Genomic DNA, 15,011 nt, shown 5'->3' on the forward strand with positions numbered 1-15,011 from the left:
ATTTAAACGTTATGAATTTATGTTCATTTCACTGTAGTTTATTTTAATTAAAAAAATGGATTACTGTAATAATTTTTTAGGAGAAACTAGAGAAATGTCGTTAAAATTCAATAAGCACTTAATACTTTGTTTTTTTGTATTGATGATGCTTATAATAATTCCTACTTCATTTGCAGCTGATGTTACTGATGATGCAGATGATGTAAGTGTGTCAGCAGAAGATACAATTATACAATCTTCTGATGATGTTGTAATAGAAAATACTAGTAATCTGGTTGGTGTTTCAGCTGGACACAATAATGATGTGATATCACAAAACAATAACGACAAAAATGTATTGAGAGGAGCCTATGATTATGAATCAACTCCTTCACCGGACAGTGTTGAATATACTTCTGGTGAAAGTAAAATCATAACTGTTACTGTTGATTCTGAGTATTTGGATTGGATTGGTGGTTCTGATTCTATGTATGTTTACATTAATGGAGCTTCTAATGGTATAGAAATTGATGGAGTTACAGCTGATGCAGACTCTTTTGAGTTTGATTTAAAAACAGTAAGTGACAAATTAGTTAATGGGAGAAATACTCTTGTATTCCATCCTGATGAATATACATTGAGCGAGGCGTATATATCTTCTACTAATTTTAATCCTTTAACTGTTCAAATAGGTCCTGTTGCTGAGAAATTTTTATATGTTGCACCAACTGGTAGTGACACTTCAGGTGACGGATCTAAAGATAAACCTTATGCAACTATAACTAAAGCTATTGATGTAAATTCTGCAAATGGCGGAGGTTATACTGTACTTATAAGTGAAGGTACTTATTCAATTGCTGCTAAATTTATTAATAAAGATATTACTCTTAAAGCTTTAGGAAATGTTATTATTGATGAAAAGAATACAAAGGGAGCTATATCTGCAAGTAGTAGTAATAATATAAATTTAATAGGATTAACTTTTATTAATTGTAAAGATTCTAGTAGTGCTATTAGTATGGGCAGCAGCGGATCAGGTAGTTTAGGAGTATATAATTGTACATTTGCAAATAACACAGGTACTTATAATATTATAAAGTCAGGTGTCAGAACTGTTATTAATGGATGTACTTTTATAGGCAATACTGCTCCAGGTAGTGGTTCAGCTAATTTTTATGGTATAATCTGTGCTGCAGCTTCAGGTAGCTTTGAATTAACTAATAACATATTTTTAAATAATATTTTAACTAGGGGTAAATCCATTATTGATAATGAACGTAGTGCTACTTTAAATGCAAAAGATAATTACTGGGGATCTAATGACGGACTTTCTAAAGATTCCTATTATGGTAAAGTTGATGCATCAAGTTGGGCAGCTTTAGTTACTTCCATTAACAATTCTGATGTTTGTGTTGGTGATAAAGCAACTATAACAACTCAATTTAAATCTACAGCTGACGGTAAAACTTTTACAGATTTATCTGGTGCAATGCCTAATTTAACTGTTGATGCAACTTCCAATCTTGGAACTCTTGATTTTAAAACTTTTACAATAGCTAATAATACTGGAAATATAATTTATACTGCAACTAAAGACGGTAAAGAAAAAGTTAATATTCTTTACAATGGTGAAGTTGTAAGCTCAATTGATTTTAATGTTGATTTAAATATTCCAGGTTCTATTTATGTAGCTACTACTGGTAGTGATACTACTGGTGATGGTTCTAAAACTAATCCTTATGCAACTATAGCTAAAGCTTTAGATGCAAATGACGGAACCAATACTATTATTGTTTCTGGCGGTAATTATGTTCTTAGTGATTATCAATTAAGTAAAAGTGTAACTATTATTGGTAAAGATAATGTTGTTATTACACCTGCTGGTAATAATTATATTCTTAATATTGGTACTGGTGCTAAAAAGGTTAATTTGACTAGATTAACTTTTGCTAATGCTACTAAAGGAGCTATTGGTATGTCTACTTCTGGTTCTGGTACTGATAGTAGAACATTAGCTATTAGTGAATGTAATTTCATTAATAATAAAGGAACTGTTGGTGTTGTGAGTCTTTATGGTGCAACAACAATTAGTAAATGTAATTTCATAAATAATACTGCAACTAGTGCAACTGGTGATTTTAATGGTATTATTAGTGTTCGTCATGGTGCCAGTTTAACTATTTCTTACTCTAATTTCATAGGAAATAAAAATACTGCATCAAGTTCTTCAGCTATTTCATGTATTTATGCAGCACCTGCAAAACAGGACGGTTGGGATGAAATTCCACAGCCTACTGTAATAGCTAACAATAACTTCTGGGGAAGCAATGATAAACCAAATAATAAAATTGTATCTGATGGTATAACTGTTGATAACTGGGTTGTAGTGGTTCCAACTTTAAAAGATGAAGTTGACGGAACAGTAACTGCTGAAAATAATCATGAAATAACTTTAGAATTTAAATCAACTACTGACGGTAAGAATTTCACTGATTTAGCTGATGCAATGCCTGATGCAACCTTTAATTTAGATGCTACTTTAGGAACTATTACACCTACTGTAACATTAAGTAACAACATAGGTAATGGAACTTATAAATCTGATAAAGAAGGTTCTGAAAAAATCAGCATTAAAGCAGCAGACACTGTTACTTCATTAACTTTCACTGTAACTGAAGATGAAACCGGAAGAATTTATGTGGCTACTACTGGTAGTAATACTACTGGTGATGGTTCTAAAGCTAAACCTTTTGCAACTATTGACAAAGCTATAGCTAAAAATGAAGAACTTGGTGGAAATCAGGAAATCATCGTCTATGCTGGAACATATCACTCTAATTCTGCAATTATGATTAAAAAAGGAGTAACTATAACTGCTAGAGATGGTGAAGTTGTACTTACAACTGATAAATATCATTTTTATATTTCTACTAATGATATTGTTAACATAACTTTCAATGACTTGACTTTAATTAACGCACCTGTAGGTACAAGAGGAGATATAGAGGCAAGCGGAAGTTATTATAAAAATGGAATTCTTAATTTAAACAATTGTAAATTTATTAACAATACTGTTGATAGGATAGTTACTGGTTCTTACTTCTCATTTAATATAAATAATTGTAGTTTTATAAATAATGTTGCTAGATCTTATCTTATTTCAGGTAATGCAATAAATATCAATAATTCAATATTTTTAAACAATACTTGTGGTGTTAATTATCTTGTAAGCGGTTCATCCGGAACTGTTGATAATAACTTCTGGGGATCTAATAATAAACCTGCAGTATCATATAGTATTAAATTAAATAACTGGATTGTTCTTGTTCCTACCATGAGTAATGATACTATTTTATCAGGTTCAACTTATGATGTAAATCTTAAATTCATGTTAACTACTGATGGTAAAACATTTACTGATTTAAACACGGTTGTATCTGATTTAACATTTGATTTACAATCTGCTTTAGGAAATACATTTGTCCCTGAAAAAGTTACTGTATCAAATAATGAAGGAACTTTCAAATATCAGGCAAATAAAGATGGTATGGAAAAATTAAGTATTTTAGCAGGAAAAGAGGTTGTTAGCCTCAACTTTGAAGTTATAGACACTGATCCTACTCATATTTATGTAGCTACTACCGGTAGCGATACTACTGGTGACGGATCTAAAATTAATCCATTTAGAAGCATAGCTAAAGCTTTAACTAAAGCTACAAATGGAAAATGCACAATTTTCATATTTGACGGTACTTACTATGAATCAGCTCTTAACTTAACTGCTGATGTAAATATTGTTGGTATGGGAGATAATGTTGTAATTGATGCAAATAATACTAATTATATATTTGCTGTTACAGCTAACAATGTAAACTTTAACATATCCAGATTAACATTAGCTAATGGTAATGCTAATTATGGTGGAGCTATACAAATGGGTACTACCTGGACTGGTTATGATGCTAATGCATATATTGCCAATGTCAGGTTTATAAATAACACTGCAACAACTTCCGGTGGAGCTATTTATAATGCTGGCGGAAAAAGTATTTATGGAAATAATAATTTAACTGTTGTAAATTGTACTTTCATTAATGGAAAAGCTAATTATGCAGCAGCTATTGAAACTCATTCTGATAGTACTATTATAAACTCAGTATTTAGAAATAATACTCTTACTGGTGATTATGGTGATGGGGCAGCTATTAGAATGAATGGTAGAACAACTACAATTGAGGGTTGTGTATTTGAAAATAATAAAGCACCAGCTGATAAAGCTACTATCAGCGTTCAAAGCGGTTCATTAAATGTTACTTATTCTGTATTTTTAGATGAAGGTAAAGCTATTTCAGCTAAGTCTAGTTATTATGATAGAGTACATGTTGACTACAACTTCTGGGGAACTAATGATAAACCTGTTTCAAAAGTAGATAATGGAATCACAATTAATAATTGGATCATTGTTGATTCAAAACTTGATACAGCAGATATTAATGCTAGTGAAAAAGCTCCAATAATCTCTGAATTTAAACTTACTAATGATGGTACAAGCTTTGAAGCATTAAATAAAACAGTGCCTGATGTAACTATTAGTTATGTTCCAACTATTGGTAAAGTTAGTCAGGTTAATGTAACTATGGTCAATAATAAAGCAACTACAACTTATACAGCTACTACAGAAGGTAATGAGACTGTAAAAGTAACTGTAAACGGCAATGTTTTAAGTGAATTGAAATTTGCTGTTGGAAAATCTGTAGAAGGTAAAATTTTTGTATCAGATGCTATTGGTGATGATTACAATGGTCATGATGGATCCAGATTAAAACCTTATAAAACTATTGATAGAGCAATATCTCAGGCTAAAGCTGGAAATACAATTTATGTTTATAGTGGAGTTTATACTTTCACTTCTTATTCATTAATATCTAAAGATTTAACTATTATTGGTCTTGGTGATGTTATAATTAATAGAACTGCTTCAAGTTATAGTCCTTATGTATTTTCAATTAGTGGCAGAATTACTGTTAATTTAATTAATTTAACATTTGCAAATGTTAAATATACTTCTTCATCTAGTTATTCTGCTTCTCCAGGTGTTATATATGTTTCAGGTTATTCAAGTTATAATACTCCAAATATAAATATAACTGACTGTAATTTCATTAATAATTATGCACCAACAGGAATAGTATATGGTTCATATTTAAATCTTAATTTAACCAGATGTAATTTCATTAATAATACTGCTACTGGTACTAACACATATAATCAAGCTTTAATCTTTATTGATAATGGCGGTAGTTTATATATGAACTATTGTAACTTTGCTGATAACACTATAAAAGGCAAATATCTAATTTACTTTGGTAGTACTTCAGTAAAAAGCAATGTTGATTACAACTATTGGGGTTCAAACGATAATCCAAATACAAAATTATACAGAACAACAGCTAATAATTGGGTAGTACTTGATTCATCAATTAACTCAACAGATATTTACACTGGCGATATTAATGATGTAAATCTTAAATTTGAACTTACTGCAGACGGTGAAAACTTCACTGATTTAGCTGGTGTAATGCCTGATTTAACTGTTAATGTTGTACCTACTATTGGAGTTATCGACCCACAAACTGTTACAATAAGCAATAATATAGGTAAAACTACTTACAAGGCTAATGTTAATGGAACTGAAACAATTAATGTTGCTGTAGGAGAAAGTACTCTTGATCAATTAACATTTAATGTTACAAAAACCATTCCAAAAGTTGCTTCTAATATCACAATCTCTGTTGATGATATTAAAGTGGGTGAGGATGCTGTTATTGTAGCTAGTGTTACTTCTGGTGCTACCGGTAATGTTACTTTTACTATTGGTGATATGATTGAAACTGTTGAGATTAAAGATGGTAAAGCTATTTTAACTGTTAAAGATTTGGCTAGTGGTGATTATACAGTTGATGCAACTTATAATGGTGATGCTAAGTATTTAAGTTCAAGTAACAGTACTTCATTTAAAGTTTCTAAAGTTGATTCAACAATTTCAATAGATGTTGGTGATATTAAGGTTGGTGAGGATGCTATTATTAATGTAGTTGTTCCTAATGATGCTACTGGAATTGTTACTATTACAGTTAATGGTGAATCTAAAGATGTGAATATTGTCGATGGTAAAGCTATTTTAACTGTTAAAGATTTAGCTAGTGGTGATTATACAGTTGATGCAACTTATAATGGTGATGTTAAGTATTTAACTTCATCTAACAGTTCTTCATTTAAAGTTTCTAAAGTTGAATCAAAAGTTGATATTTCTGTAGATAATATTGAAATTGGTAAAAATGCTGTTGTGACTGTTAGTGTTACTTCTGGTGCTACTGGTAATGTTACTGTTATTATTAATGGTAAATCACAAGTTGTAGAACTTAAAGACAGTAAAGCTACTGTAACTATTGAAAACATAACTGCAGATAATTATAAAATAGAAGCAACCTATAATGGTGATGCTAAGTATTTAACAAGCAGTGCAGTTTATACATTTAATGTAAATAAACTTCCTTCTTCAATTACTGTATCTGCTGATGATATTAAAGTGGGTGAGGATGCTGTTATTGTAGTTAGCGTTACTTCTGGTGCTACTGGTAATGTTACTTTCACTATTGGTGATATGATTGAAACTGTTGAGATTAAAGATGGTAAAGCTACTTTAACTGTTAAAGATTTGGCTAGTGGTGATTATACAGTTGATGCAACTTATAATGGTGATGCTAAGTATTTAAGTTCAAGTAACAGTACTTCATTTAAAGTTTCTAAAGTTGATTCAACAATTTCAATAGATGTTGGTGATATTAAGGTTGGTGAGGATGCTATTATTAATGTAGTTGTTCCTAATGATGCTACTGGTAATGTAATAATCACAATTGGTGATAAAACTGAAACTGTTGAAATTAAAGATGGTAAAGCTACTTTAACTGTTAAAGACTTACTTGCTGATACTTACACAATCCATGCTACATACAATGGTGATAATAAATACAATAAAGCTAATGCAACTGGATCTATAACAGTTAGCAAAGTATCTGAATTTGATTTCAATGTTGATGTTAAAGTTGATGAAAATGTTACTGTAAATGTTGTTTTACCTAAAGATGCTACTGGTGAAATTACTGTTAAAGTAAACAACAATAATTACACAGCTAAAGTAGAAAATGGTTCTGCTAAAGTTATTATTTCTGATTTAAAACCAGGAAAATATAATATTACTACCAGTTACTCTGGTGATGATAAATACATAACTAAAGAATCAAATACTACAATTGAAATAGCTAAATATAATGCTCCTATTAATGTTACATACAATGGAAACATTAATGTTGGAGATAATGAAACTATTAAAGTTGTACTTCCTGATGATGCAACTGGAACTGTAACTATTATTGTAAATGGTAAAAATCAAACTGTTAATGTCAATAAAAGAATAGCTGACATTGTTTTATCTGATTTGGTAGCTGATAAGTATGTTGTTGCTGTTAAATATAATGGTGATGCTAATTATTTAGCTAATGAAACTTCATTTAACTTCACAGTTAGTAAAGTAGCTAAATATGACATGAATATCACAACTACTGTTGATGGTAATGATGTTATTGTAGATGTTGTTTTACCTAAAGATGCTAATGGTAATGTTACTGTTGGTGTTGACGGTAAAAATCAGACTGTTGGTGTAGTTAATGGTATTGCTTCTGTTAAATTAACTAATTTAACTGCTGGAAATCATACTATTACTGTTTCATATAATGATGATAAATATGATGTTAAGTCTGTTTCAGCTAATGTAACTGTTGTGGATAAGTCTGTTGTTTTAACTGTTCCTAATGTTGTTAAGTATTATATGGGTAATGAAAGTCTTGTTGCTAATTTAGTTGATGCTGAGGGTAATCCTGTTGTTGGTGTGAATGTTACTTTCACTATTAATGGTAAAAATTATACTAAAGTCACTGATAAATATGGTAATGCTTCTATGGGTATTAAATTAGTTCCTGGATTCTATAATCTCACCACTACTTATGGCAACATATCTGTTAGGTCTAATATTACAGTTATGTCTACTATTGTAGGTGATAATCTTGTTAAAATGTTCCAGAATGATACTCATTTCTTTGCTAAATTCCTAGACAGTAACGGAAACCCATTAGCTAACACTACTGTTAGATTCAACATAAACGGAGTATTCTACAACGCTACCACCAATGCTTCCGGTGTAGCTAAACTTGGAATCAAATTATATGCCAAAGAATACATCTTAACAGCATATAATCCAGTAACTGGTGAGGAAAAAGGATTTAACGTAACTGTAAAACCATTAATCACACAAAACCATGACTTAGTCAAATACTACAGAAACGCATCACAATTCAGTGTTAAAGTATACAACAAAGACGGATCTCTAGCTAACGGAACCAACGTAACCTTTAACATAAACGGTGTATTCTACCACAAACAGATAATTAATGGTACAGCTACATTAAACATTAACTTAAGACCTGGAAAATACGTAATAACCTCAATGTATGAAGGATACGCAGTTGGAAACAACATAACAGTATTACCAACATTAATCACAAAAGATCTTGACATGAAATACTTAGACGGCAGCAACTTCACTGCACAAACATTAGACGGTCAAGGCAAACCACTAGCTAACCAAAACATATCATTCAATGTTCACGGAGTATTCTACCACAGAACAACAGATGAAAACGGTATAGCTAGCTTAAACATGCGTTTAAACCCAGGCAAATATATCATTACCTCTATCTGGAACGAATACCAAACAGGAAACAATATTACAATTGCTTAGAAAGAGGATTTTAAATCTTCTTTTACTTTTTTTTCTTTTTAAAATATTTGTTTATTTATTTTATCTATTTTTTATATTCTATTTATCAATGTGGTAAATAATATATAGTTAATTTAACAAAAATTTAGAGTGTTATGAATTTTTATTCATTTCAGTTCAATTGTGTTTCGATTTTTATTTAAAAAATTGTGCTGTACATATTGAATATGTTAAGAGGAATGTAAAATGAAAGATAATCTAAATAATAAGATGTTAATAATCTTTTTAGCATTATTAATGTTTATTCTGATTCCTACTTCTTTTGCAACAGATATTAATAATACAGTTGTGAATGAAGTAGCTATAGATAATGTACAAACAGGAGAAATTCAAACTTCTGTTGAAGATGTAAATTATGGTGGTGTCATTGGAGTTGACAATCATACTGATAAACAGGGATATATTGAATTTAACAATGACCATATTACTGTAAAAGAAGGTCAGTCTGCAACTATTGTAGGTACATTATATATGTACGAAGAAGATGGTGAAGGATACGAATATTATGATTATATAAATGTCATAGCTAAATATACTGATGGAAATGGTGTAGAACATACTATTGATGATTTTTTTATTGGCAGTACTGATGAACCACTTATTTTAAAAACTTCTGAGTTAACTGGTTTAACACCAAGAGAAGATCCGTATATTATAACATTCACTGCAGTTGAAGATGATTTATATGATGAGTTTAAAAAGGCGAGTGATGGTTTAGTACCATCTTCAGTATATTTGACTGTGGTAAGTAATGGTACTTCACTTCCAGATATTGAAATTCCGGATGTGTCTAATGGTGTTAAAATATATGTAGATACTAAAGGTAATGATAATTCAGGCAATGGATCTGTAGACAATCCATATGCTACTATTTATAGAGCATTAGTTAGAAGTGAAGAAATAGGTCCTGGATGTGAGATTATTGTTAATAAGGGTATTTACGACCTTGAATATTCTATTGGTAAAAGTGTAACAATAAGGGGCAATGGTAATGTTACTGTAGTTCCAGGTAAAATATCCTTTGGAGGATTTGGAAAAAATGTATTTAATTTCACTGGAATAAACTTTGTTAATGGTACAGATACTGTTTTAAGGGGGTCAACTTCAGGTAGTTTTGAAGACAAAAAAAATTATTTGGTTTTGAATAACTGTAATTTTATAAATAATAAAGGTTCAACAGCAGCTGTAATAACTTATGCAAATACATTGATTACTAACTGTAATTTTATAAACAATACTGCAACAGGTACTAATGGAGAATTTACAGGGATTGTCAGTGCTCGTTCTGGTAAAATAGTTATTAATTACACAAACTTCTTAAATAATAATATTAATAATAATACTCCTTTGTTATATGTTGGTGGCATTAGTGGAAACTTAAACTATAATTTTTGGGGAAATAACACAAAACCTGTTTTAAATAATGGATATAAAGTTAAACTTGAAAATTGGATTGTACTTGATGCTTCAATTAATTCTAAAGATATTTCAGTTGGAGACATTTCTGAAATTACTCTAAACTTTAAACTTAATAATGGGTCTGATTTAAATAATGGAATGCCTGATTTAAATATTGATTTAACTACTTTATTAGGTAATTTAAACCCTGCAACTGTTACAGTTTCCAATAATAGTGGATTTGGTAAATACATAGCTATAAATAATGGTGATGAAATTGTAAATATTGCCAATATCACTTCATTAAAATTCCATGTTGATGTAAATGCTGGTGATAAAATTTATGTAGCTGTTACTGGTTCTGATTCAAATAAAGGTACTGCTGATTCTCCTTTAAAAACTATTGAAGCTGCATTAGCTAAAAATGAAGCTTTAGGTGGAAATAAAACTATTATAATTCGTAATGGTCTTTATAAAGAGTATGATTTAACAATTAATAAAATTGTAACTATTATTGGTGAATCTAAGGATAATACTGTTATTGATGCTTCTAATTCTGGTCAAATCTTAAATATTAACTCTAATTCTAATATATATAATTTAACTTTTGTGAATGGATTTTTAGATGATTCTAAAGGCGGAGCTATTTATATTGATAAAGGTAATGTTTTAGTTGATAATTGTATTTTTAAAGACTGTGTAGCTAATTGCGGTGGAGCTATTTCTTGTGAAGCTGGTGCTGCAGGTTCTTTAAGTGTAACTAACTCTATTTTCCAAAACAATAAACTTATTGAGGATGTTGATAATTTTGGATCAGCAATTTATAGTGATGCAAAATTAACAGTTAATAATTCCACTTTCACAAATAATGATGCTGGTGAGTATTATGGTGCTGTTTGTGTGGTGTCTGATGCTTTGATAGCTAATTCCACTTTTATGAAAAATTCTGCAGGTCAGGGTGGAGCTATTTACATTGATGCGTATAATACTGCTACTGTAAATGTTGAAAATAATAATTTCACTTCCAATAATGGCGGAGCTATTTATGCTGGAACTTCTAAATTAACTGTAATTTCAAATAACATATTCAATTCCAATACTGAAAATGCTATAATTACTTATGGTAGAATAGCAGCTAATATTATTAAAAATAATCAGTTTATGGATAATGCAATAGCTATTACAGCATCATCCAGTGCTACTTTAACCAACAACACAATGAGTGGTAAAAATGCAGTTATTAACTTTAAAGGAACTGCAATCAGCACTGCTGTTGTCACTTTCCTAAATAATGAAAGTGTTAAAGTTGAAAACGGAACAATTAAGTTAACTGCAACAGTTACTGATGATATGGGCAATCCAATAAATGGTGGAAAATTAAATTTCACAGCAAACAATGAAAACATTGGTGAAGCTGATATTATAAACGGAAAAGCTGTTTTAGATAAATACTTCGATACAGGAGATTATGTAATTTCAGGTACTTTCTCAGGTGACACAACAGCAAAAACCAACACAGGACTCTTAAGAGTAAATATGAAATATTATTGGTTTATTAATGAAACAGGATACGAAACCCTGGAAGAAGCTATTAACGCATCTGGTGTAAATGATATTATAAAAGGAATTCCTGGAACTTATATTATTAATAAAAAAATAGAAATCGGTCACAGATATATGCCGATTGAGCCATGGGAAGTTATTAAAAATATTACAATAACTTCAGTTAATGATAAAGCAGTTACATTACTTGGAGGATATACTGGAATATTCAGTGTTGATATAGGCTCAAATTTAACCTTGAAAAACTTGATACTTACAAATAACAATTCAAATTCATATTATGCAGGTGCTATTTATGTTCAATACAATTCATTTGTAAATATTGACAACTGTACATTTGTTAACAATACTGCAACTAAATCTGGAGCTATTGAGTCATGGGGTAATTTAACTATTACAAATACTGTATTTAAAAATAATAAAGCAACTGCGGGTGTTGCCGGAGCTATTCAACAAGGTGGAAGTTATGGTAAATTAACTATTATTAATTCTACTTTTGAAGATAATTCTGCATCAAATTATGCAGGTGCAATATACAGCAGTTTAATTTCTGGTAATGGAGTAAATATAATTAATACTAAGTTTATTAATAACAATGCTAGCTGTGCTGGAGCTATTTTTATAAATAATGATCAAGTTAATATTGATAACTGTTTATTCATAGGAAATAAAGCTATTGATAAAGGTTTAGGATTTAAACCAATTGGTGGTGCAATATATGACCATTCAGCACCATTAAATATTACAAACTCCAAATTCATTAACAATACTGCTGATGAAAATGGTGGAGCATTAGCATTAGGCAATACTGTATGGGAATATATTGGAACTGACTATCATATTATTGAAATTGACTGGACTGTAATTGAAAATTCAACATTTGAAAATAATTTTGCAGGTACTGAAGGTGGAGCAATATACAATGGTGATGGGGTAGGATATACTAATATCAGTGACTCTAAATTTATTAATAACTTTGCTAGAAGCACTGGTGGAGCTATTTCAAATCATTACGGATTCATGCAGATTAATACAACTGAATTTATAGGAAATGAAGCTACTGAATCTTCAGTTATGTATATTTTTGGTAATTATACAGTTTTACACACTTACCTTGCAAATACCACTATTGCAAACTCTAAATTTGTGAATAATATTGGTAAAAACTTATTCAAAACAGAAAACAAATATTGTAATTTAAATATAACTGACTCCACATTTAAAGAACCTGGTTTATTGGTTAATAATGCAGGTTATGCAGTTTTAATTAACAATACTGTTGAAAATATTCGTGAGGGTCTTGTTGTTAGAAATGTAAACACATTAATATTAGCTAATAATTCATTTAACTGTATTGGTCCGGCTATCTCAAATACCAAATACATTTTATCAGAAACTTATGTAATTATTTTAAATAATAAAACAGTTACTTGTGAAGCAGGTAAAATGATTAAGTTAACTGCAGTTCATGTTGATGACAGTAACAATATTATTATTCCTGGAAAAGTAACATTTAATGTTGATAATATGGATATTAATGCTACTTTAAATGATAATGGTGTATTTAGTGCTAACTGTACACTTAATGCAATTGGTGAATATATAGTTTCAGCCATTTATAAAAATATATATGCTGAAAAGATTACTTACTTAAATGGAACTGTAATAATTGTTAAAACATCTCCAAGTGTAAATGTTACCTTTAATAATGAAAGTGTCTTTGGAGAAGATATTAATGTTAAATTTGAGATTAATGGTGATGCAACTGGAAATGTAACATTTGCTATTGGAAACATTACAAAAACTGCAGCTGTTGTAAATGGAAAAGCTGATGCAACATTGAGTGGAGTAACTCCAGGAAATCACACTTTAACTGTCTATTACTCTGGAGATAATAAATATGATAGTTTAAATAATGAATATAATGTTAGTGTAGTTAAATCAACTGTTGCTAATTTAACTGTTAAAGATTTGGAAAAATACTTTGGAGGATCTGAAAAACTTGAAGCTGTTTTAACTGATTACTTAGGTAATCCAATTGTTAATGGAACAGTTATATTTAATATTAATGGTAAAGATTATGTTAAATATACTAATGAGAATGGTAGTGCATTTATGAGCATTAATTTAGTTCCAGGCAAATACAACATTACAGTTAAGTTCAACGGAACCAAAGATTATGATGCGGCAGCAGTTAATGCTACTGTAACTGTTAAATCAACGGTTATTGGTAATGATATTGTTAAAATGTTTAGAAATGGAACTCAATACTCTGCTTTATTCATGGACAGTAATGGTAATCCTTTAGTAAACACTACTGTTAAGTTTAACATTAATGGTGTTTTCTATACTAAATCTACCAATGATAAAGGTATAGCTACTTTAAACATCCAACTGCTTCCTAAAGAATATATCATAACCAACTATAACCTTGTTACCGGTGAGGAAAACTCAAATAAAGTAACTGTCAAATCTTTACTTGTTGATAACTCTGATTTGGTTAAATATTACTTAAATGAATCCAGCTATACTCTTAAAGTAATTGGTAAAGACGGTAAAGTAGCAGCGGGTCAGGAAGTAACCTTCAACATCAACGGAGTATTCTATCAAAGAGTATCTGACGACAATGGAGTTGTCAGTTTAGGTATTAAGTTACGTCCGGGTACCTACATCGTAACAGCTGAATACGAAGGCTGTTGGGTATCTAACAACATTACAGTATTGCCAACATTGATTACTAAAGATCTTGATATGAAATACTTAGACGGCAGCAATTTCACTGCACAAACATTAGACGGTCAAGGCAAAGCATTAGCTAAGCAGAACATATCATTTAATGTAAACGGTGTATTCTACCATAAAACAACTGATGAAAACGGTATAGCTAACTTGAATATACGTTTAAACTCAGGTAAATATATCATTACTTCTATCTGGAACGAATACCAAGTTGGAAACAATATTACAATTAAGTGAATTTAATATTCACTTTATTTTACTTTTTTTAGAGTTTTTTTACTTTTTTATTATTTTTTAACTATTTTTTATATGGGATTAGCTAATTGTAGCAATGAATATATATTTCCTTAAACAAAAATAAAAATCGTTATGAATTAAAATTCATTTCATTTTGATATATTGGGCTATTTATTTAAAATTAAGTCAAATATGTTTA

At 29.9% G+C, this 15,011-nt stretch carries 2 protein-coding genes; both read left to right on the top strand.

The features are described 5' to 3' along the window. The first annotated feature begins 142 nt into the window (after positions 1–142). Positions 143–8,836 (top strand): beta strand repeat-containing protein, encoded by an 8,694-nt coding sequence (locus tag ACMC9J_RS09145; RefSeq protein WP_427003287.1) that lies wholly within the window; start codon positions 143–145, stop codon positions 8,834–8,836. Positions 8,837–9,061: 225 nt separating this feature from the next. After that, positions 9,062–14,812: a beta strand repeat-containing protein gene (locus ACMC9J_RS09150; protein ID WP_427003288.1), complete on the top strand. Its 5,751-nt coding sequence runs from the start codon at positions 9,062–9,064 to the stop codon at positions 14,810–14,812. Positions 14,813–15,011: the final 199 nt, after the last annotated feature.

This window comes from Methanobrevibacter intestini, assembly GCF_047402955.1.
GTDB lineage: Archaea > Methanobacteriota > Methanobacteria > Methanobacteriales > Methanobacteriaceae > Methanocatella > Methanocatella intestini.